Genomic DNA, 22,489 nt, shown 5'->3' on the forward strand with positions numbered 1-22,489 from the left:
TCGATCGGGTGACGCGGCGGCCGCACCGATCCGGCAAGTTACGACCGTCGGGTGACCCGCATAACGCCAGCGACCGGCAGGGCCGCGTTCCGACACGGACGGGAGCACAGGGCCCTGTGGGGCAACCCAACTGACCCGTGAGATCAGGAGAGGATCATGCGTGACGAAGCCAAGATCAAGTTGCGTGAGAGCCTGCGCGGTACAGTCATCGAGCGTGGCGAGGCCGACTACGACGAAGCCCGTGCGCTCTATAATGGCATGATCGACAAGCGGCCATTGCTGATCGCCCGCTGCGCCGATGTCGCCGACGTGATCGCTGCGGTGACGTTCGGCCGCGACAATGACCTGCCAATCGCGATCCGCGGCGGTGGCCATAATGGGCCCGGCCTCGCCAGCGTCGATGACGGGCTGGTCATCGACCTCTCCGCCATGAAGGGCGTCCGCGTCGACCCGGTTACTCGCCAAGCGCGGGTCGGTGCCGGATGCACCCAGGGCGACGTCGACCATGCCACGCACGCGTTCGGCCTTGCGGTGCCGGCCGGCATCATCTCGACGACCGGGATCGCCGGCCTGACCCTGAGCGGTGGCCACGGCTATCTCACCCGCAAATACGGCCTCACCATCGACAATCTGGTCGAGGCCGACGTCGTGCTCGCCGATGGCAGCTTCGTCGTCGCCAGCAAGGACAACAACCCTGATCTGTTCTGGGCGCTGCGCGGCGGCGGCGGCAATTTCGGCGTCGTCACCTCCTTTGTGTTCCAGCTCCACCCCGTCAACATGGTGTTTGCCGGGCCGATCGCCTGGGACCAGAAGCAGGCGCGCACCATCATGCAGCGCTATCGCGACTTCCTGCCGGCAGCACCGGAGGAACTTGGCATTTTCCTCGGGCTCAAGACGGTTCTGTCCAGTCCGCCGTTTCCGGAAGAGCTTTGGGGAAAGCCCATCTGCCTCCTGATGTGCTGCTACGACGGCCCGGAGGATGTGGCCAGGAAGGCTCTGGCGCCGTTGCTCGACGCATTGCCGGCACCGTGGCTCAACTGGATGGGGACGATGCCGTATCCGGCGGTGCAGACCATGTTCGACGGGCTCTACCCCAAGGGCATGCAGTGGTATTGGCGTGGCGATTTCGTCAAGACGCTGCCGGACGCCGCGATCGACACCCATCTCGAGCAGGCCGCGCAAGCGCCAAGCGAATTGTCGCTCATGCATCTCTACCCGATCGACGGCGCGGTGCACCGCGTCGGCAACGGCGAGACCGCATGGAATTGCCGCGATGCGACCTGGTCGATGGTCATCGCCGGCATCGATCCGAATCCGCAAAAGGCGGGGCCGCTCACCCGATGGACCAAGGCCTATTGGGAAGCGGTTCACCCGTTCGATCTCGGCGGCGCCTACCCGAATTTCATGATGGATGATGAGGGCGACGCCCGCCTCAAGGCAACCTACGGGTCCAACTATGCGCGACTGGCGGCGGTGAAGCGCAAATATGACTCCGCCAATCTGTTCCGGGTCAACCAGAACATCAGGCCGGCCGCCTGATGCCGCGGCCCGCGATATCGCGAAGGTGATGGCTTCGCGAAGGTGATCCAACAAAAACGCGGCGCCGAGGCGCCGCGTTTCCGAATGCTTTGATCGAGCGAACCGTCAGCCCGCGACCTTGGACGCCGGGACGTCGCGCTGGCGCTTCATCACGATCTTGTTCAGCGCGCCGAGATAGGCTTTTGCGGACGCGACCAGCGTGTCCGGATCGGCGGCGCGCGCGGTCATCGAGCGGCCTTCGTGGGCGAGACGCACCGAGACTTCGGCCTGTGCGTCGGTGCCTTCGGTCACGGCGTGGACCTGGTACAACTCGAGCTTGGCCTCGTGCGGCACCAGACGCTTGATGCAGTTGAAGACGGCATCGACCGGGCCGTTGCCCTCGGCTTCCTCGATCTTGATCTGGCCGTCGACGTCGAGCTTCATGGTCGCGCGCTGCGGGCCATGGGTGCCGGCGATCACGGTCAGCGAGGCCAGCTTGATGCGGTCGTGCGCGGCCGCCATCTCCTGGTCGACCAGCGCCTCGATGTCCTCGTCGTAGATGTCCTTCTTGCGGTCGGCCAGCGCCTTCATCCGCGTAAAGGCATCCTCCAGCTGGTTGGCGCCGAGCTTGTAGCCCATCTCCTCCAGCTTGTGGATGAAGGCGTGGCGGCCGGAATGCTTGCCCAGCACCAGCGAGGACTGCTTCAGGCCGACCATCTCGGGCCGCATGATCTCGTAGGTCGAGGCGTCCTTCAGCACGCCGTCCTGATGGATGCCGCTCTCATGCGCGAACGCGTTACGGCCGACGATCGCCTTGTTGTACTGCACCGGGAACGAGGTGGCGGCCGACACCACCTTCGAGGCGCGGGTCAGCTGGGTGGTGTCGATCTTGTTCCAGTACGGAAACTTGTCGTTCCGTACATTGATCGCCATCACGATCTCTTCCAGCGCCGCATTGCCGGCGCGCTCGCCGATGCCGTTGACGGTGCACTCGACCTGCCGCGCGCCGCCGACGATGCCGGCCAGCGAGTTCGCCACCGCCATGCCGAGGTCGTTGTGGCAGTGCACCGAGAAGATCGCCTTGTCGGAGTTCGGCACCCGCTCGATCAGCGTCCGCATGAAGTGGGTGTATTCCTCCGGCACGGTGTAACCGACGGTGTCCGGGATGTTCACCGTGGTGGCGCCGGCCTTGATCACGGCCTCGACGATCCGGCACAGATAGTCCATCTCGCTGCGGGTGCCGTCCTCGGCCGACCATTCGACGTCGTCGATCTGGTTGCGGGCGCGGGCGACCATTGCGACCGAGGTCTCCAGCACCTCCTCAGGCGTCTTGTTCAACTTCACCCGCATGTGCAGCGGCGAGGTCGCGATCACGGTGTGGACGCGGCCGCGGCGGGCGAACTTGACGGCTTCGGCGCAGCGGTCGATGTCGGCCGGATGGGCGCGGGACAGCCCCGCGATGACCGAGTTCTTGGAGCGGCGGGCGATCTCGCTGACCGCCTGGAAGTCGCCTTCAGAGGTGATGGGGAAGCCAGCCTCGATGACGTCGACGCCCATATCGTCCAGCAGCTCGGCGACCTCGAGCTTCTCCTCGAAGGTCATGGTGGCGCCGGGGCACTGCTCGCCGTCGCGCAAGGTGGTGTCGAAAATGATGACGCGGTCCTTCTCGGACTTGTTCACGGTGGCCATGTCAGAAATTCCTTTAAGCTTCTGCGCCCGTCATGTTGCTCCTTGAGCAATTACTGGGCGATTATCAGGGTCCGGTGATCTCGTACAAACCCCTGAGTGCCCAGGCGCAAATGCCCAGCCGGCCCTCAGGGGCAGGTAAGAAGAAGGCCGCCAATAAGCAGGGTGGGCCGTGCGGCCGGGATCGTGGCGGTAGCCTCGGCCACCTCCCCTGAAATCCCATCGATTTGGCCGCGAATCAGCATTGCCAGACCCTGTTGAGCGCGGAATCCTCGGGCAAAACCGTTGACGGTTGGTTGCCGGGAGCGCTTGGACGCCGTCGTTCTAGACGATTATGGCAAGCCGCCGCAATGGGTAAAGATGGTCAGCGGGGTTGACCTATCGTGCCGCATGGCTCGGCGCGCCCGAGCCCGTTCCTGTCCCCTCACCTCCGCCCGCGCGACGACGCGCGCAGGCTCGACGGCGAGCGGCCGTAGAGACCGGCGAAGGCGGCGTTGAAACGGCGGACGCTGCCGAAGCCGGCGCGGAAGGCGATTTCGGTCATCGCCTCATCGGTGGTGTCGATCAGCCGCTTGGCGCGCTGCACGCGGCGGGTGGTCGCGACCTGCTGCGGGCTGGCGCCGACATGGCGCTCGAACAGCCGCCCGAGATGGCGCGAGGTGATGCCGAGCCGGTCGGCCAGGGCAGCAACCGAGCCGCGCTCGAGCGCGCCGCCGTCGATCAGCTTCAGCGCGCGCGCAACCGTGGAGCGCGTGCCGTTCCACGCCGGACAGAACGGCGCGGTTTCGGGGCGGCAGCGCAGGCACGGCCGATAGCCCGCCGCCTCGGCCGCGGCGGCCGTCGGATAGTAGCTGACGTTGCGCGGCAGCGGATGCTTCACCGGACAGACCGGCCGGCAATAGATCCGCGTGGTCTTCACCGCGGTGAAGAAGCGGCCGTCATAGCGCGCGTCGCGCCGCAGCCGCGCAGCGTTGCAGACCTTGAAGCTGAGCATGATCGGACACTAGCGCATTACGTGATCGGGGAAAGTGGCCTGCGGTGATGAGGTCCGATTCCGGCCAGCGCGAACCGCAGCACTGACCTAGATCGAGCCGATCGATCACCCCCTGGAGACATCGCCATGACCACCCCGACCACCAAGGAAATCGTCCTCAACGCTTGGCAGACGTTCAGAACCCGCGACGCCAACCTGATTGCTGCACTGTTCGCACCGGATGCCGAATGGATCGCGCCGGCCCGCAACGCCACCGCGGTCGCGCTCGATCACACCGATCACATGATCGGCGCGGATGCGATCGCGCGCTTCATCGCAACCGAGATGCACCGCCTGTTCTCCGAGGTCGACATCGCGTTCCGCGCCGTTCATGCCGACGGCGACTGCGTGATCGTCGAGGAGCGCATGCGCGCGACGCTGCCGGGCGGCCGGCCCTACGACAACGACTATTGCTTTGTCTTCGTGGTCGAGGCTGGCCGCATCAAGCAGGTTCGGGAATACATGGATACGCGCAAGGGCTGGCAGATGGTGTTCGGAGAGGCTGCGGTGTGAGTGGCGCGCCTGCGCCGACACTCTCGTGCTCTTGTGAGGGACGCACAGGCGAGTGGGTTCCCTCCCCCCTTGCGGGGGAGGGTTAGGGAGAGGGGTGGCCGCACGGGTGGTCTTTCGATGTGTATCTCTGCGACGCACGATCGAGATTGCGAAGGCGACACTCCCACGATGATCTCGCCTGGGGCTTACCCCGCTCCCCACCCTCCCCCGCAAGGGGGGAGGGAGCCGAAGAGAGTGCTCACCTCACGTGCCCCCTGTCACTCCTCACATGGATAGTCGATGCCGGGACAAGGCCGGCACAAAACACGAGCGCAGCGAAACCTTTCCTACACCATGACAGCATGCGCGACGTCGACCGGCGACGGCCGCGGCGCGTACGCGGCCGGGCAAATCAATCTTTGCTCAACTGGTTGCATCTAGTGTGCCGGCGGCGACCGGGTGTTAGGGCGCGTGCTTTGGTTGGTTAAGGAGATATCAGGATCATGCCCACGACGAACCTGGCCGATGGGCCCAATCAGCGCCAAGCGGGCTTCAATCTCTTCCTGGTCGGATTCCTGATCCTGTTCCTCGAACTGGCCTGCATCCGCTGGTTCTCGGCCAAGGTCGTGTTCCTGCAATTCTTCACCAATATCGTGCTGCTCGCGGCCTTCCTCGGCATGTCCTGCGGCTGCCTTGCCGCGCGGCGGAGCACCAACTGGCTTGCGCTGTTTCCAGGGCTCGCCCTCGTGACCTTCGCCGCCGTGGCCACGATCATGATGCTGTATTCCAACTGGGGCCAGTTCGCGGTCGATGTCGGCCACCAGGCCTCGCCGCAGGAAGTGTTCTTCGGTACCGAGTATCGCAACCCGGATCTCGCCAAGTTCGTCGTGCCGATCGAGGCGATCGCCGGGCTGTTCTTCGTGCTGATCGCGCTGATGTTCGTCGGCCTCGGCCAGACGCTCGGCCGCGCCTTCGACGCCTACCCCAACCGCGTCGCCGGCTATTCGCTGAATATCGGCGGCAGCCTCGCGGGCATCGTCGGGTTCTCGCTGCTGTCGTTCGCGCAGGCGCCGCCGGTGGTCTGGTTCGGCATCAGCTGCGCCGGCATCGTCTACCTGCTCTACCAGGACAAGGCGCTGTCGCTGCTGCGCCTCGCGACGATCATCGTCGTGGTGGGATTTACCGCCTACTACACCGATCGTTCCGACAGCCACGACATCCGCTGGTCGCCCTACTACGCCGTCGACCTCAACAAATCGAACGGCGTGATCACCGTCAACAGCATCGGCCATCAGGAAATGATGCCGTTCAGCGAACGCGGCTCGTCCTATTCGCTGATCCATCTCTTGCAGAAGCACAGCGGCGGCGCGCCGTTCAAGGACGTCATGATCATCGGCGCCGGCTCCGGCAACGACCTGGCGCACGCCTTGCGCTTCGGCGTCGAGCGCATCGATGCGGTCGAGATCGATCCCGTGATCCAGAACATCGGCATCCACAATCATCCCGACAAGCCCTATCAGGACCCGAGGGTGGTGCCGCATCTCGACGACGGCCGGCATTTCCTGCGCACCACCGAACGCAAATACGATCTGGTCGTATATGCCCTCGTCGACTCGCTGATCCTGCACAGCGGCTACGCCAACATCCGCCTCGAAAGCTATTTGTTCACCGAACAGGCGTTCCAGGACGTCCGCCGCGTGCTGAAGCAGGACGGCGTCTTCGTGATGTACAACTACTATCGCCAGGGCTGGATCGTGCAGCGCGTCGCCGAGATGGCCAAGCAGGTGTTCGGCTGCGATCCGCTGGTGCTGCCGCTGCCCTACAAGGAAACGCTGACCTCGTCCGAAGCGGTCGGCTTCACCACCATCATCGCGGGCTGCAATCCGCGCATCTCGACCGCATTCCGCGACCGCGGCCAGTTCTGGCTGAACAGCATTCCGCCGAAGAACCTGGCGGTCAACGGCTTCGACAAGCCGCAAGAAAAGGGACAGGACAAGGCTGCGGCCCAGCACGGCGACTGGGTGCCGCTGGCGCCGGCGAAGCTGGTGGTCGACAATGAAGGCGCCAAGCAATCGACCAGCGACGACTGGCCGTTCCTCTATGTCAGCGGCAGGCTAATCCCCGATCTGACCGTTCGCTCGATGATCCTGCTCGGCGTGCTCGGGCTTGGCCTCGTCTATCTGTTCAAGCCGAAGGGCGCCTGGCGGCCCAATAACCGGATGTTCTTCCTCGGCGCGGCCTTCATGCTGCTCGAGACCAAGGCGGTCGTGCAGATGGCGCTGTTGTTCGGCAGCACCTGGCTGGTCAACTCGGCGGTGTTCTTCACCGCGCTGCTGCTGATCCTTGCCGCCAATCTGTATGTGATCAAGGTGCCGTCGACCCGGCTGGCGCGGCACTATGCCGGGCTGCTCGCGCTGCTGGCGGTCTCGGTGCTGGTGCCGCTCGACACGTTCCTCAGCGGCGGCATCGTCTGGCGCTACGTGATCCCGTGCGTGCTGGCGCTCGGCCCGATGTTCTTCGCCGGCGTGATCTTCGCCCGCTCGTTCCGCGACGAAGCCAATCCCGATCAGGCATTCGGATCCAACATCGCGGGATCCGTCATCGGCGGCCTCGCCGAGTCATGCTCGACCCTGCTCGGCTTCCGCTATCTCCTGATCGTCGCGATCGGCTTCTATCTGCTGTCCGCCTGGATGCCGTCGCGGAAGGGATAGCGAGTAAGGGACGCACGGGCAGAACGGTTCCCTCCCCCTTGCGGGGGAGGGTTAGGGAGAGGGGGTACCACACGTCGCACTCTCTCCGATCGGTCTGTCGGCGACGCGTGATCGAAATTGCGAAGGGCAGCGCTCACGTCGATCATCTCGCCCGGGGCCACCCCTCTCCCCACCCTCCCCCGCAAGGGGGGAGGGAGCCAGACCAACGTGCTCACCTCACGTGACGGCGGCGCGAACGGCAGACGATGGGCGCTACTTCTTCGCCGGCGCCTTCTTCTCCGCCGCGTCCCTGCCCTCTGCCTCCAGCGCGGCGCGGACGCGCTTGAATTCGCTCAGGTCGGCCTTGTCGACCTCGGGGAATTTCAGTTCGAGCCGGTTGAGCGCATTGACGATGGTCGAGCCGATCACGACGCGGGCGAACCATTTGTGGTCGGCGGGCACGATGTGCCAGGGCGCGTCTCCGGTCGCAGTGCGGTGGATCATGTCTTGATAGGCGGCCTGGTACTTGGCCCACAGCGCGCGCTCGGTGACGTCGGCCATCGAGAACTTCCAGTTCTTGGCCGGCTCCTCGAGCCGGTCGAGGAAGCGCCGGCGCTGCTCCTCCTTGGAGACATGCAGGAAGAATTTCAGGATCATGGTGCCGTTGCGCGACAGATAGCGCTCGATCGCCGAGATGTCCTCGAAGCGCTCGCGCCAGATGTCCTTGGTCACCAGCTTCTTCGGGAGCTTCTGCTTGCCGAGCACCTCGGGATGCACGCGCACCACCAGGCACTCCTCGTAATAGGAGCGGTTGAAGATGCCGATGTGGCCGCGCTCCGGCAGCGCGATCATGGCGCGCCACATGAAATCGTGGTCGAGTTCCTTGGTCGAGGGCTGCTTGAACGAGGAGACCTCGCAGCCCTGCGGGTTGACCCCCTCGAACACGCTCTTGATCGCACTGTCCTTGCCGGCGGCATCCATGCCCTGGAAGATCAGCAGCAGCGACCAGCGGTCCTGGGCGTAGAGCTTCTCCTGGAAATCGTTGAGCCGCTTGCGGTTGGCCTCGATGATCTTGCCGCCGGCGTCCTTGTCGATGCCGCCCTTCTCGGCGGTCGGATACGACTTCAGGTGAAATTCGCCTGCGCCGTCGAAGCGGAACGGCGCGACGTAGGGCTTCAGTTCATCGGCGAGCGATGGGGACGGTTTGCTGCTCATGGCCTCTCGACGGCTTGCGTGGCGATTTGATCCGGTCGATCACGCTACCAAGAATGCCCTTGGGCAGGAAGATGATGAAAAGCACCAGCAGCACGCCATAGACCAGATTGTCCCAACCGACCGCCTTGGTGCCGAACGAGATGCGCAGCACCTCGGCCAGCACGATGGTGATGATGGCGCCGACCGTCGGCCCCAGCGCGACATAGACGCCGCCGACGATCGCGGCGAACACCATCTGCAGGGAGACCGCGATGCCGCTCACGGTGTCCGGCGAGATGAACATCTGGTACTGGCAGTAGAGCGCACCGGCGAGCGCGGTCATCAGCGCGCTGATCAGCGTGATCTTGAGCTTCTCGGCGGTGACGTTGACGCCGGCCGCTGCCGCGGCATCCTCATCCTCCGAGATCGCCTCCATGGCATGGCGGATCATGCTGCGGTCGATCGCGCGCCAGATCACGAGGCCTGCGACCCAGACCGCGAGCGCGATCAGATACCAGGTGATCTTGTCGTCGAATTGCAGCGCGAACAGCCCCTTGCCGCTCGGCGCGCGCTGCGGCGTGTAGCCGAGCGAGCCGCCGGTATAGTCGCGGGTCGCGGTGATGACCTGGAGCACGATGCCCGACAGCGCCAGGGTCACCAGCACGAAATAGTGCCCGGTGATGCGGAAGCGGAAGCAGGGATAGGCGACGATCAGCGCCAGCACGCCCGCGGTCGCCATGCTCAGGGGGATGCCGATCCAGGGCGAGACGCCGAGGTGGTTCCAAAGCAGCGCGGTGACATAGGCGCCGATGCCCATGAAGCCGCCATGGCCGAGCGAGACCAGGCCGAAGCGGCCCATGATCGACCACGAGGTGTAGGCGAACGACCAGATCAGGATCAGCACCAGCACGTGCAGGTGATAGGGGTCGCGGTGCACAAAGGGCAGCGCGACGAGCGCGAGCAGCGCGATGATCCAGCCGGCGAACTTGCTGTTCACGAGCGCCTCGCCAGCAGGCCCGCGGGCCGGATGAACATCATGACGATGAAGAAGGCGAACGCCAGCACGTAGCCCCATTCGAGATCGGAGAACAGGCCGCCGAGCGAGATGATCTCGGCGAACACGAAGGCCGCGATGAAGCCGCCGATGAAATTGCCGAGACCGCCGAGCACGCAGATCAGGAAGGTGATCGGCCCGAACGACAGCCCGACGAACGGATGCACGTCATATTGCAGCACCAAGAGGCAGGCGGCGAGCCCGGCCAGCCCGCCGCCGATCGCCGAGGTGACGAGATAGATGCGCTTGGGGTCGACGCCCATCAGCGGCATGATCTGGCGGTCCTGCGCGATGGCGCGGATCGCGGTGCCGGTGAAGGTGCGGGTCAGGAACAGATAGACGCCGATCATGCCGGCCAGCGCCGCGCCGAACGACAACAGTCGCGCGTAACTGAAATTCATCTCGCCGAGCGCCAGCACCGGCAGGCGGATGCCGAGATTGCGGAAGTCGATGCCGAAGGCGACGGTGGCAAAACTCTGCAGGATGAACAGCACGCCGCCGGTGGCAAGCAGCTGGTTGATCGGCGGCGCGGTCAAGAGCGGCGCGATGACCAGGAAATGCAGCGCGGCGCCGAGCAGCGCCACCAGCAGGATGACGAGCGGCGCGGCGGCCCAGTACGGCAAATGAAACACTTGCACAAGGTAGTACATGCCGTACATCCCGATCATCACGAGCTCGGCGTAGCAGATCCAGGTGACGTCGATGACGCCGAAGATCAGGTTGAGCCCGAGCGCCAGCAGCGCCAGCACACCCCCGAGCAGGATGCCGTTGATGACGGCCTCCAGCAGGTAGATGTCGAAGATGTCGAGGAAGGATTGCATGGTCACTCTGCCCCTAGACCGTGACGTCACTCGTTCCCGTCATCCTGAGGAGCCGCGAAGCGGCGTCTCGAAGGATGTACGGCCCGGCTGGTGGCCGTCGATCCTTCGAGACGCGGCGAACGCCGCTCCTCAGGATGACGGGAAACGGGGTGAACGCGCCTGCCAGATGTGATGTCATCATCCCCTACACCCCGAGATACGCCTGCTTGATGGTGTCGCTCGCCGCAAGCTCCGCCGCCGTGCCGGCGGCGCGGATGCTGCCGGCTTCCAGGAGATAGGCGCGGTCGACCACGCGCAGCACCTGCTGCACATTCTGCTCGACGATCAGCACCGTCAGCCCACTGGCGCGGATGCGCTTGACGAGCTCGAACACCTGCTGCACCACGACCGGCGCGAGCCCGGCCGAGGGCTCGTCGAGCAGCAGCAGTTTCGGGTTCGACATCAGCGCCCGGCCGATCGCGCACATCTGCTGCTCGCCGCCCGACATGGTGCCGGCCATCTGGTGGCGACGCTCCTTCATGCGCGGAAACAGCTCGAACACGAAATCGAGCCGCTCGGCGTAATGCGCGCGGGCGCCCGGCATGTAGGCGCCCATCTTCAGATTGTCGGCCACGGTGAGCCGCGGAAACAGCCGGCGGTTCTCCGGCACATGCGCAATCCCAAGGCTGACGATGCGATGCGCCGGCGTCCTGACGACGTCGGCCCCCTCCATCGATATCTTGCCGCTGCTCGGCCGGATCAGGCCGGAGATCACGCGCATCAAGGTGGTCTTGCCGGCGCCGTTCGGGCCGATCACGCCGACCGCCTCGCCCGCCTTGACGTCGAGGCTGACGTCGAACAGCGCCTGGAAGCTGCCATAGCCCGCGTCGATCGATCGGAGCTCCAGCATGCCGGTCACGCCCCGATCCGGCGGCGCGCCTGCTCGGCGACGGCGGCAGCCAGGCTCGCATCCGCATCGGTGCCGAGATAGACCTCGATCACCCTGGCATCGCCGGCGACATCGGCCGGCAGGCCTTCGGCGATCTTCTCGCCGTGATCGAGCACCATCACGCGATCGACCACGCGCATCAAGACACCCATGATGTGCTCGACCCAGATGATGGTGATGCCGAGATCGTCGCGGATCCGGCGCAGCATGTCGGCGGCCTGGTCCATCTCGGTCTCGTCGAGACCGCCGAGGCTTTCATCGGCTAGCAAGAGTTTCGGGCCGGTGGCGAGCGCCTTGGCGAGTTCAAGCTTCTTCAACCCGGCCGCGCCCAGCCCCTCGACACTACTATGCCGATCGGTCGGCAGACCGACCATCGCCAGCGCGCGTTCGGCCGCCTCCTCGGCCTTGCTGCGGCTGTGGCGGCCCTGGCCGTAGAAGCCGGCGAGCACGACATTCTCGAAAATGCTCAGGCGATGGAACGGCCGCGGGATCTGGAAGGTGCGGCCGATGCCGCCGACGATGATCCGGTGTGGGGCGAGGCCGGCGATCTCGCGGCCGTCGAACAGGATCGAGCCCTCGGTCGGCGGCAAGGTGCCCGACAGCATGTTGAAGATCGTGCTCTTGCCCGAGCCGTTCGGGCCGATCAGGCCGAGGATCTCGCCCTGCTCGACGCGGAACGACACGTTGTTGACGGCACAAAAACCGCCAAACCGCTTGACCAGGCCTTCGACGGCGAGCACGGCGTCCCTTTCGCGAGCGAGCTATTTGTAGCTGTAGGTGGTGCCGGCCGGCAGCGGCAGCACGGTCTCGCGCTGCATCTGGCTCTTCGGCCACACCACATAGGATTTGTCGTCGATATATTGCAGCACCACCGGAAACGAGCGCGCATTCTGCCCGGCGTACTGCTCGCCCTCGCCGTAGAACTTCACGCCGTAACCGAGCATGGTGCCGCCCTCGGGAATGTCGGTGTCGAGCGCGGCCTTGCGCAGCGCATCCGGATCGATGCCGCCATACTTCTTGATCGCGCGCGGCAGCACGTCATCCAGAAACACGTAGGCGTTGGCTGCGCCGATGCCGACATGGGCGGAGCGGATCGGCACGCCGGGCTTCAGCCGGTCAAACTCCTCGCCGACCATCTTGATCACCGGCGGCAGCTTGGCATCCATGCCGTTCTGGTTGGCGAGCCAGATCGAGATCGGATCGGTGTTGAAGAGATAATTGGCGTCGGCGCCGAGGCCTTCCTTCAGCTTCTCGTAGACGCCATAGCCCGCGCCGTGGCCGACGATGGCGCCGAACTTCAGCCCCTGCTCGCGCGCCTGGCGGAATAAGAGCGTAATGTCCGGATTGTAGCCGGTATGGAAGATCACGTCGGGCTTGGCACGCTTCAGCTTGGTCACCAGCGCCGACAGATCGGGCGCGGTCGCCGAATAGCCTTCCTTGAGCACGATGTTGAAGCCGGCTTTCTTCGCGCCGGCCTCGTTGCCCTTGGCGACGTCGACGCCATAGGCGCCGTCCTCATGGATGATGGCAACGCGGAGGTCCTTCGGCTCCTTGCCGAATTTGGACATGGAGTATTGCGCGATGAAGTCGGTCGTCATCATGCCGTACTGGTTGCCGGCGGCCTGCGGGCGGAACACGTATTTGTAGTTCTTGCCGTCGAACACGCCAGATGAAATGCAGGTCGTGATCCACATGAATTTCTTCATCTGGTCGACCCGGGCCGCCACCGGCACGCATTGCGCCGAGGAGAAGAAGCCCATCACCATGTCGACCTTCTCCTGCTCGAGCAGGCGGACGGCCTCGTTGATGGCGATATCGGGCTTGCTCTGCGCGTCGGCATAGACGGCCTCGACCTTGTACCCCTCGACGCCGGTCTTGGCGTAATGGTCGAGCATTATCTTGACGCCGGTATATTGCAGCTCGGAGCCGCCGCCGGCCAGCGGGCCGGTCAAATCGAAGATCACGCCGATCTTGATCTTCTTGTCCTGCGCATGCGCGGCACCGGCCACGCCCAGCGCCGCAAGCGCGACAGACAGACCCGCGAGCCAGCGGGCGGCCTTCCTGACCGGCATGCATCCCTCCCCAGAGATTGTGCACTGCATTTTTTGTTTTCGTTCGGCCCTATCACATGGGGAGCGGCCGATGATGTCAAGCGCGATGGCTGCGTCGCCACGGCGCAGGCGTGATCAAAGCTTCAGCAAATGGTCGCGGACGCACGGGCGGGTCGATAGCCAACCATTTCATTCCGCCGCGATCGCCGGTTCGACCGGGTGGGGAGCGACCTTACGGGCCCGGCTGCGGCTGAAGCGGTGCAGCGCGAGGTAGACCACCGGCGTCGTGTAGAGCGTCAGGAACTGCGACACCAGCAGGCCGCCGACGATCGCGTATCCGAGCGGCTGGCGGATCTCCGCGCCGGTCCCGTGGCCGAGCGCAAGCGGCAGGGCACCGAGCAATGCTGCGAACGTCGTCATCATGATCGGGCGGAAGCGTTTGAGCGCTGCCTGGAAGATCGCCTCCTCCGGGTCCATAGCCTCGGTCAGCTCGGCATGGATTGCAAAATCGATCATCATAATCGCGTTCTTCTTGACGATGCCGATCAACAGGATGATGCCGATCAGCGCGATGACGCTGAGCTCGAGGTTGAACGCCATCAGGATGAGAAGCGCACCGACGCCAGCCGAAGGGATCGTCGAAAGGATCGTGATCGGATGGATCAGGCTCTCATAGAGCGCACCGAGGATGATATAAACCGCGATCAGCGCCGCGAGGATCAGGAGAGGCTGGGTCTTGAGCGAATCCTGAAACGCCTGGGCATTGCCCTGGAAGGTGGTGATCAGGGTGGCCGGGACGTTGAGGTCGCGCTTTGCCTTCTCGATCGCCTCGACGGCCTCTCCGAGCGCGGTACCTGCGGCCAGGTTGAACGACAGCGTGATCGCCGGGAACTGGCTCTGATGGCTGACCGATAGCGACCGCACGGTGCGCTTTTGTTCGACCAGTGCGCTCAGCGGCACCTGCCGCCCGCTGCTTGATGGCACGTAGATCAGATCGAGCGCGTTGGGATCGAGCTGGAATTGCGGGTCGACTTCCAGGATCACCCAGTAACTGTTCTGCTGCGTGAAGTATTGCGCGACCTTACGCTGCCCGAACGCATCGTAGAGCGTGTCGTCGATCGCCTGGGTGGCGACGCCGAGCCGAGATGCCGTATCTCGATTGATCTCCAGTCGCAGGGTCGGACCAGCGATCTGCTGGTCGGTCGCGACGTCGCGCAGCAACGGAATTCCCTGCAAGGATCGAAGCAGGATCGGCGCCCAGTGATCGAGCTCGTCGAGATCGCTGTCCTGCAGCGTAAATTGATACTGTGTGCGGCTTGCTCGTCCTCCGACATTAATGTCCTGCGACGCCTGCATGAACAGGGCGATGCCCTGCACGGCAGCAAGTTTTGGCCGCAGCCGGTCGATGATCTGGCTCGCGCTGGCATCGCGCTGGTCGCGCGGCTTGAGATTGATGAACATGCGGGCGTTGTTCACGGTCTGGTTGACGGTGCCGGCACCGACCGCCGACATCACGCCGTCGATGCCGGGATCAGCCATGAGAACGCGTACCAGTTGCGACTGACGCTCCATCATGGCCGGATAGGAAACGTCCTGTGCGGATTCCGATACGGCCACGATGAATCCGGTATCCTGCTGCGGGAAGAAACCCTTCGGAATCAGGACATAGAGATAGCCGGTCAGGACGATGGTCGCGATGGTCGCGGTCAGCGTGAGCCGCCGGTGACGCAGCACCCAGCGCAGGCCGGATTCGTAACCCGCGAGCATGCCATCGAAGAACCTCTCGCTCAGCGCAAAGAGCCGGCCGTGCCGCTTGCCCTTTTCGTCCTGCAGCAATTGCGCGCACATCATCGGCGTCAGCGTCAGCGAGATGACGGCCGACACCAGGATCGCCACGCTTACCGTGACGGCAAATTCGCGGAACAGCCGCCCGATGATGCCGCCCATCAGCAATACCGGAATGAACACCGCGATCAGCGACAGGCTCATCGAGATGATGGTGAAGCCGATTTCGCGCGAACCCTTCAGCGCAGCCGCCAGCGGCGAGTAGCCCTGCTCCAGGTACCGCGCCACATTCTCAACCATCACGATGGCGTCGTCGACGACGAATCCCGTCGCGATCGTCAATGCCATCAGTGAGAGGTTGTCGAGGCTGTAGCCGAGGACATACATCACCGCAAATGTGCCCACCAGCGACAGCGGGACAGTGATGCCGGGGATCAAGGTGGCCCAGGCGTTGCGCAGGAACAAGAAGATCACCATCACCACCAGCGCGATGGTGAGCATCAACGTGAACTGAACCTCCGCGACCGAGGCGCGGATGGTTTGGGTGCGGTCGGTCACGACATGGACATCGACGGCCGACGGGATCGAGGCCTTCAGTCGCGGCAACGCCGCCTTGATGTGCTCGACGGTGTCGATGACGTTGGCGCCGGGTTGCCGCTGAATGATGAGGATAGCCGACGGTTGTCCGTTGAAGGTGCCGGACCCGCGAATGTTTTCGGCGCCATCGACCACGGTGCTGACGTCGCCGAGCCGGACCGGCGAGCCGTTGCGCCAGGCGACGATGACCGGCCGATAGCCCGCAGCATTGAACAATTGATCGTTGTTCTCAAGCGTGAAGCCCTGGTGCTGGCCGTTCAGCGTGCCCTTGGGGGCGTTGAGCGTGGCGGTCGCGATGGCCGACCGCAGATCTTCAAGGCTCAGGCCGCGGCCCGCGAGTTCGAGCGGATTGGCTTCGACGCGTACGGCGGGCTTTTGTGCGCCGGCGATCAGCACGGTGCCGACTCCGTCGACCTGGGAAAGTTGCTGCGCGAAAATATTGTCGGCAAGGTCGCTGACCGTCGTCATCGGCAGGGTATCCGACGTCATCGCCAGCACCATCACCGGCGGGTCCGACGGATTGGTTTTCCGATAGGTCGGCGGCGACGGCAGGTTCTTCGGCAATTGCCCGCCGGCGGCGTTGATCGCGGCCTGCACGTCCTGCCCGGCGGCATCGATATTGCGGTCAAGGTTGAACTGGATCGAGATCACCGATATTCCGATGCCGCTCACGGAGGTGAGCTGGGCTACGCCCGACATCTGCGCAAGCTGCCGTTCCAGCGGGCTTGCGACCGAGGAAGCCATCGTTTCCGGGCTCGTGCCCGGCAACTGGGCCGTCACCTGAATGGTGGGAAAGTCGACCTGCGGCAGCGGCGCGACCGGCAACAGCAAATAGGCGACGAGGCCGACCATTGCGAGACCCGACATCGCCAGCGCAGTTGCGATCGGACGTCGGATAAAGGGTTCGGAAATATTCATCGTGCGCCGCCTTCGTCCCGGCCCTGTGCGGTGGAGGCGGTGCGTTCTTTCGCAGGAGCCGCCGGCGAGGGAACGGGCGCGATGCGCGTGCCGGGCCGGAGCTTGTAGTGACCGTCCAGGACGATGGTTTCACCGGCAGCAAGGCCGCTCTCGACCAGCGCCTCGCCATTGCGGCTGGCGGCGATGCGTACCGGACGGGTTTCGACCGTGGAATCCTGCCGGACGACGAACGCGTAACTGCCGTTAGGTCCCGATTGCAGCGCGGATTCCGGCACGACCGGTCCGCGGCGAACGCCGAGCAGCAGGCGGACACTGACGAATTGGCCGGGCCAAAGCCGCCCGTCGAGATTTTGAAAGATCGCCTTGAGCCGGATCGAGCCGGTGCCCTGATCGATCTGGTTGTCGATCAGTTCGAGACGGCCTTCGGCAAGCTTGATGCGGTCGTCCTGATCATACGCCGATACGACAAGCGCCCCGCCCCGCATCGCATCGACGATCTCCGGGAGATATTTCTGCGGCAAGGTGAAGATCACGCCGATCGGCGCCACTTGCGTGATGACGACAAGTCCGCCCGGATCAGAGGCATGAACAATGTTGCCCTGATCGATCAGGCGAATGCCGGTGCGGCCGGCGAGTGGCGAGACGATCGTTGTATACCCCAGCTGCACGCGCGCATTGTCGATCACCGCCTGATCATGCGCGATCGCAGCCTGATATTGCGCGACCAGCGCTTCCTGGGTATCGACGCTCTGGCGGGTGGCGAACTCCTTGACCACGAGCTTGCTGTAGCGCTCCAGGTCCAGCCTGGCATTGGCGAGCAGCGCTTCGTCGCGCGCCTTGTCGGCCTCGGCCTGATGCAGTTGCGCCTGATAGGGGCGCGGATCGATCTGCGCTATCAGGTCGCCGACCCGTACATCCTGGCCTTCGCGAAAGGCGATCTTTTGCACCTCGCCATCGACGCGCACTTTCACGGTCACGGTGTTGTAGGCCTGGACCGTGCCTAGGCCTACGCGCGAAATCGCGAAGTCCTGATCCTTCACCACACCGGCGGTCACGGGCACAGGCCGCGCAGGTGCGGCATTCGCGGCCGGTTTCATGACGCTGGACGGAATGCCTTCGCGCCAAAGATAAATGCCTGATACCGCAAGTACGGCCGCAGACAGGCCCATAATCCATATCTTAGGAGCGTTCATCGTGTTGTCCTGTCATGGAAGGAACTCACTCGTCCTTCCGCCCGCGCGTCCCTTGGAACGCGGTTATTATTTATACGACGTATAACTTATACGATGTAAAAGCAAGGGCTGATGCCGCAGAACGCCGATCAGGAGGCTTGGCTCACGGGATCTTGAAGGCCGCCGACACCCGGTGGCAGTCGGACGGCGAGAAGGCGGAGCGCGACCACGCTGTGCACCAGCTCGAATACCGAGCATGGCCGCTCGGGGTTTCAGGGCTAGTCCACCGAGAAGAGAAAAGGACTGACTGAAACGAGCCGCGTTCCGTCGCTCGTTTGCTTCACTTGAAATTCGATCTCTTTTTCCGCGCTCGTATCCAGAACGCTAACGGACAGTATCGCAATGCACGTGACTTCTCGCGTTGCCTTGTCCCTTGACTTCACGAGTATCGTGCCATCCAGGCTGTAGGCAGCGCTTTTCTTTGCACCGTCCAAGATCGCCGATTTTTCAGTTTCCGATTTCGCAGCATTCATCATTGCTTCAAGCGAACTCGAGTATTTGAGAGTAAAGGTCACCAGCTTGTTATTTTGATCGTCCGAAAATGTCTTGAGTACCGAACTGCGGGCATTCGAAGAACGACACTCCTGCTCCGCAATTTGGTCCGCTTCGCCACAGCCGCTCAACAAGAGCAGCAGAACGAAGCGTGCCAGAAGCGCCTGCCCTTCCCTCATCGGTCTCATTGGACTGCCTGTGTCGGATTGCCCCGATACGCTTTGCGCCAGACCGGCGACAGAGCGTGACGGCGGGCAGATTGTTGCGCCGGAGTTTCGGTCGGCCGAGCCATTGCACGGCCTCGATCCAAAGCGCGCCATCCCGGCGCCGCAACGGTCGGATTCCGCTTCGGTCTGTGCCGAGCACCTCATCCAAGCGCCGGTCTATATTATTTGAATTCGGCGGCATGGAGCTTCACGAAATCGCGCGTGTTCACCGGTGCTTTGCCCGTGAGCTTGTATATGGTGTCCGTCATGCGGTCGTAACGCCCCTGCCGGTTCAACTCGGTCATGGCCGAGAGATGGCTGACGACGTGCTCGGGAAATCCCGCCCGCCGAAGGCCTTCGCTCCAGGCCGCGAGCGGGACGTCGCGATATCGGATGGGCCTGCCGAGCCCCTCGGAGAAAGCCCGCGCATGGTGGTTCAGATCGGCGGATTCCGGCCCCGTCAGATCGTAGATTCGTCCGATATGTGGTGCGGGATCGTCGAGGATGACAGCGACCGCGCGCGCCACATCGACCGCCGAGATCGGCGAGGTCTTGCCATCGCCCATCGGAAGCGCCAACTCGTCGGAGGCCCGCACGCCTGCGGCGGCGAGCATCAGAAAGAAGCCCTCGAGGAACACCGTCGGCCGCACCGTGACGACCGGCAGTCCCGACCAGGCCAGCGCCTGCTCCGCCAGCCAGTGCAGCCTGTGCTGCGGGCTGTCGGTGGTTTCGTTGATGCTCATCTGCGAGACCGTCATCTGCGACATGTTCACGAAAGCCTCGACGCCGTGGTGCCGCGCCACCGCGGCAGTGTTGATCGTGGCTTCCAGGTAAGCCGCCGAGACGGACATACCGAAATAGATGCGCCGGCAACCTGCGATGGCGCGGTGCATCGAGGCGAGGTCCGTCAGGTCGCCCTTGACGACCTCGGCGCCGAGCCGCCGCAAGGCTTCGGCGCGCGCGTCCTCCCGCCGAACCAGGGCGCGCACCTTGTGGCCATTCCTGAGCAGGAATTCGGTGAGGCTGCGGCCGATGCCGCCCACGGCGCCGGCTGCTCCGGTCACGAGAATCGGCTTGTCGTGCTTATGTTTCGTCGTCATGTTGCTGACCCTTGGGTTGCGTTCAAAGGACGAATTGGCGTGATATCTGTGATGTTCGGGGGCTTGAACCCGGAGACGGGGCGCATTGTGCTGCGGCCCGACCTCAGCGCGTCGGCAATCCGGCCTGTCGCATGACGAAGCGCTGGATCCGCGGGATGACGATGATCAACATCGGGACGATCACGACGTAGCTCGTTGCCGCGGCCTTCAGCCAGCGCAGGGCGAAATCGGGCTGGAACCCATAGTTCATGGCGAGGCCGACGAACGACATGCTGGTCGACGTGATCAGGCCGGTGATCAAGGAGATCGAGGGTCCAATCAGTTTCGGGGAAAGGGCCATTTGCTTGCTCCTGGGTACGGGGTTATTATTTAGACGACGTATAACTTATACAGCGTAAAAGCAAGAGGGCCGATGCCGAGAACTGCTGATCCGGAGCTGCCTCACAGGATCTTGAAGGCCGCCGACACGCTGTGGCAGTCGGGCGGCGAGGAGGCCGTGACGATCCGCGGCGTGGCCGCGGAAGCGGCCACCACGACGCCGACGGTCTATAGCTACTACGCCGACCGGGAGGCGTTGCTGACGGCGTTACGCGCGCTGGCTTTTCAGCGCTTCTCGGCCTACCTCGCAAAATCCCGCGACTTTCAGGACACCTGCGTACGGCATCTCGAGTTCGGCAGCACCCACCCCCGCGATTATGAATTGCTCTACGGGCGCGGCTGGATGGAGCGCGTCACCACGGGTGCGCAGGCCGGCGAGATCGAACGATACACCACCCATATCGTGCGCGCCGGTGTCGATGAAAGCAGGGCCGCGCACATCGCCTATCCGATCATGATGATGCTGCACGGCGTGGTGATGCATCGGCTGTTGAACAAGAAGCCGGGTCCCCTCGGCCGGACGATTGCGGCAGCCTGCCTTGACGCCTGCATGACCCTGCTCGAAAGTGCCCGGCAGGGGAAATAGCAGATTGCGATTTAGAACCCGCGGAGACGATTGAAGAAATCCATCACCATGTCGACCTTCGCCTGCTCGAGCAGGCGGGCGGCCCTCCTGCCCGGCATGAATCCCTCCCCAGAGATTGGGCACTGCATTTTTGCTTTCGTGCCGTCCTATCACAGGGGCAGCGGCCGATGATGTCAAACGCGATGGCTGCGTCGCCACGGCGCAGGCCTGCGCCAAGTTTCGGCGAAGCGCTGCCGACGACCTTTCAGACCGGAGAACTACGGAAGGAACCTTCGCTATTTCTGACTTATCCTGAGGCTTGCGAAGTAGCTGTCATTGGAGGCGACACATGACTCATATGCTTTGCAGAGCGAGACTCATCTCGTGGTTCGGTGCGTGCGTGCTTGGATTGGGAGCGTGGCTTGCCGCTTCGTCGGCTGCGGTGGCGCAGAATTCACCTTCTGCCGAGGCCAGGCTGAAGGAGTTGAATATGACGCTGCCGCCGGTGCCTGTTCCCGTCGCCAACTACGTCGATGCGGTCCGGGTCGGCAATCTGCTCTTCCTCGCGGGAAACACCCCGGCTGCCGACTGGAAGTACAAGGGCAAGGTGGGGAAGGACCTCACCGTGCAGGAAGGTTATGACACGGCCCGTCAGGTCGGCCTGATCATGTTGGCGAAGGTGCGCGTCGCACTTGGGAGCCTCGATCGCGTCAAGCGCGTGGTCAAGGTCTTCGGGATGGTCAATTCGGTCGACGGCTTTGGTGATCAGCCGAAAGTCGTGAACGGCTTCTCCGATTTGATGGTGGAGATCTTCGGCGAGGCGGCCGGCAAGCACGCGCGATCTGCTGTTGGAATGGCGGGCCTTCCATTCAACAACGCTGTGGAGGTCGAGATGATCGTTGAAGTGGCCGAATGATCAGCCAAACGTTGCTTCAGGTCACAAGCCGTCGATGACGACCGATCCAGACAACGACCGCTTCACCCTCAGAAGCTGGCTCTTATGACTACACACCCTACGCCGGCAGCTGCGTTTCGATGAACGCGGTGACGAAGCGCGGCATCGCGGAGTTGAGATCGGCGCGGCTGCGCACCAGATGGATGCCGGCGAGTTCGGGATTTTGCTGGCGCGCGAGATTGGCTTCGATGCGCGCACGCAGCGTGTCGGCGGGCATATCGACGCGCAGGATCTGCATCATTGCGAGCGCAACGCCGGTGTAGATACAGTGCCAATCGGCATCCGCGCGGCAATCCGCTGCGGTAAGCCCGGTCTCCTCCTCGAGCTCCCGCATCACGCTGCCGGCGATATCGACGCTCTCGCCGCTGATGTCGTCGAGATCGGGCGTGCCGGAGGGAAAATAGATCCGTCCGGCATTCGCGGTCTGCTCGCCCATCACGCCACACACGAAGGCGCCATCGCTCGAGAGCAGCGCGCCCATGCCGAAGCCGTTGAAGACCTCATTGTCCGGAAAGCCCCAATCGCGCCAGGCGAGGAAGCTTGCGAAATCGGTTTCGAAATAGCTCGCGCTGAGCCGCTCGCCGGCAAACACCGGATCGCGCCCAAGCAAGACGCGGCCGTTCCACAGGTTCGGGTTGAGCCGCTGTTGCTCGGCGAAATGCGCGTCGATCTCGCCGCGCCGCTCGTCCGCGAACGGCCAGGGACGCCGCTGCAGCGCCAGATCGAGCGCGGTGACGCGACAAATCAGCGGAGACTGCATGTCACTCACCGCAAACTCATTTCGGCATGATCTC

At 63.8% G+C, this 22,489-nt stretch carries 19 protein-coding genes; 5 read left to right on the forward strand and 14 right to left on the reverse strand.

All coding sequences use genetic code 11. The features are described from left to right. The first annotated feature begins 156 nt into the window (after positions 1–156). Entirely contained in the window at positions 157–1,539 is a 1,383-nt protein-coding gene (locus ACOIX3_RS29720; RefSeq protein ID WP_420965516.1) for an FAD-binding oxidoreductase, read from the forward strand. A gap of 105 nt (positions 1,540–1,644) precedes the next feature. Here the strand turns inward: ACOIX3_RS29720 and ACOIX3_RS29725 are convergent, their stop codons facing one another. Then, positions 1,645–3,207 carry a 2-isopropylmalate synthase gene (locus ACOIX3_RS29725; RefSeq protein ID WP_420965517.1) on the reverse strand — a complete coding sequence of 521 codons (1,563 nt, stop codon included), beginning with the start codon at positions 3,205–3,207 and terminating at the stop codon, positions 1,645–1,647. A 421-nt stretch (positions 3,208–3,628) separates the two neighbouring features. After that, positions 3,629–4,198, reverse strand: coding sequence for a bifunctional transcriptional activator/DNA repair enzyme AdaA (locus ACOIX3_RS29730; protein WP_420965518.1), 570 nt, complete (start codon positions 4,196–4,198; stop codon positions 3,629–3,631). A gap of 126 nt (positions 4,199–4,324) precedes the next feature. Between ACOIX3_RS29730 and ACOIX3_RS29735 the strand changes: the two genes are divergently transcribed. Together ACOIX3_RS29735 and ACOIX3_RS29740 are read left to right on the forward strand one after the other, a co-directional pair. After that, entirely contained in the window at positions 4,325–4,750 is a 426-nt protein-coding gene (locus ACOIX3_RS29735) for a nuclear transport factor 2 family protein (RefSeq protein WP_420965519.1), read from the forward strand. A gap of 482 nt (positions 4,751–5,232) precedes the next feature. Then, positions 5,233–7,440, forward strand: a complete 2,208-nt coding sequence (locus ACOIX3_RS29740) for a spermidine synthase (RefSeq protein WP_420965520.1) — start codon at positions 5,233–5,235, stop codon at positions 7,438–7,440. Positions 7,441–7,692: 252 nt separating this feature from the next. On the opposite strand, the gene ACOIX3_RS29745 is transcribed toward ACOIX3_RS29740, so the two are convergent. The 11 genes from ACOIX3_RS29745 to ACOIX3_RS29795 form a co-directional block, all read right to left on the reverse strand. After that, positions 7,693–8,634, reverse strand: coding sequence for a polyphosphate kinase 2 family protein (locus ACOIX3_RS29745; protein ID WP_420965521.1), 942 nt, complete (start codon positions 8,632–8,634; stop codon positions 7,693–7,695). Further along, the gene (locus tag ACOIX3_RS29750; RefSeq protein ID WP_420965522.1) at positions 8,600–9,610 is read right to left on the reverse strand and encodes a branched-chain amino acid ABC transporter permease; all 1,011 of its coding nucleotides are present in this window, start codon (positions 9,608–9,610) and stop codon (positions 8,600–8,602) included. Before ACOIX3_RS29750 ends, ACOIX3_RS29745 begins: the two co-directional genes overlap by 35 nt. Further along, the gene (locus ACOIX3_RS29755; RefSeq protein ID WP_420965523.1) at positions 9,607–10,488 is read right to left on the reverse strand and encodes a branched-chain amino acid ABC transporter permease; all 882 of its coding nucleotides are present in this window, start codon (positions 10,486–10,488) and stop codon (positions 9,607–9,609) included. The genes ACOIX3_RS29750 and ACOIX3_RS29755 overlap by 4 nt, the downstream gene beginning before the upstream one ends. 184 nt (positions 10,489–10,672) lie before the next feature. Next, positions 10,673–11,377 (reverse strand): ABC transporter ATP-binding protein, encoded by a 705-nt coding sequence (locus ACOIX3_RS29760; protein WP_420971825.1) that lies wholly within the window; start codon positions 11,375–11,377, stop codon positions 10,673–10,675. Positions 11,378–11,382: 5 nt separating this feature from the next. After that, on the reverse strand, positions 11,383–12,156 hold the full coding sequence (locus ACOIX3_RS29765) for an ABC transporter ATP-binding protein (protein WP_420965524.1): 774 nt from the start codon (positions 12,154–12,156) through the stop codon (positions 11,383–11,385). Positions 12,157–12,177: 21 nt separating this feature from the next. Beyond that, a complete protein-coding gene (locus tag ACOIX3_RS29770; RefSeq protein WP_420965525.1) occupies positions 12,178–13,488 on the reverse strand; it encodes an ABC transporter substrate-binding protein in 1,311 nt (436 codons plus the stop codon). Between the two features lie 168 nt (positions 13,489–13,656). Then, the gene (locus tag ACOIX3_RS29775; RefSeq protein WP_420965526.1) at positions 13,657–16,767 is read right to left on the reverse strand and encodes a multidrug efflux RND transporter permease subunit; all 3,111 of its coding nucleotides are present in this window, start codon (positions 16,765–16,767) and stop codon (positions 13,657–13,659) included. After that, a complete protein-coding gene (locus ACOIX3_RS29780; RefSeq protein WP_420965527.1) occupies positions 16,764–17,936 on the reverse strand; it encodes an efflux RND transporter periplasmic adaptor subunit in 1,173 nt (390 codons plus the stop codon). The genes ACOIX3_RS29775 and ACOIX3_RS29780 overlap by 4 nt, the downstream gene beginning before the upstream one ends. Positions 17,937–18,217: 281 nt before the next feature. Next, complete coding sequence (locus tag ACOIX3_RS29785) at positions 18,218–18,670, reverse strand: hypothetical protein (protein WP_420965528.1); 453 nt, start codon at positions 18,668–18,670, stop codon at positions 18,218–18,220. Positions 18,671–18,879: 209 nt separating this feature from the next. After that, positions 18,880–19,797 carry an SDR family NAD(P)-dependent oxidoreductase gene (locus tag ACOIX3_RS29790; protein ID WP_420965529.1) on the reverse strand — a complete coding sequence of 306 codons (918 nt, stop codon included), beginning with the start codon at positions 19,795–19,797 and terminating at the stop codon, positions 18,880–18,882. A gap of 103 nt (positions 19,798–19,900) precedes the next feature. Then, complete coding sequence (locus tag ACOIX3_RS29795) at positions 19,901–20,137, reverse strand: DUF2798 domain-containing protein (protein ID WP_092115815.1); 237 nt, start codon at positions 20,135–20,137, stop codon at positions 19,901–19,903. A gap of 72 nt (positions 20,138–20,209) precedes the next feature. Between ACOIX3_RS29795 and ACOIX3_RS29800 the strand changes: the two genes are divergently transcribed. Further along, positions 20,210–20,761: a TetR family transcriptional regulator gene (locus ACOIX3_RS29800; protein ID WP_092115816.1), complete on the forward strand. Its 552-nt coding sequence runs from the start codon at positions 20,210–20,212 to the stop codon at positions 20,759–20,761. Between the two features lie 328 nt (positions 20,762–21,089). Further along, entirely contained in the window at positions 21,090–21,656 is a 567-nt protein-coding gene (locus ACOIX3_RS29805) for a RidA family protein (protein ID WP_420965530.1), read from the forward strand. 97 nt (positions 21,657–21,753) lie between these two features. On the opposite strand, the gene ACOIX3_RS29810 is transcribed toward ACOIX3_RS29805, so the two are convergent. Beyond that, complete coding sequence (locus ACOIX3_RS29810; RefSeq protein WP_420965532.1) at positions 21,754–22,455, reverse strand: NUDIX hydrolase; 702 nt, start codon at positions 22,453–22,455, stop codon at positions 21,754–21,756. Positions 22,456–22,489 lie beyond the last annotated feature (34 nt).

Origin of the sequence: Bradyrhizobium sp. B120 (genome assembly GCF_049075665.1) — a bacterium.
Taxonomy (GTDB): Bacteria; Pseudomonadota; Alphaproteobacteria; order Rhizobiales; family Xanthobacteraceae; genus Bradyrhizobium.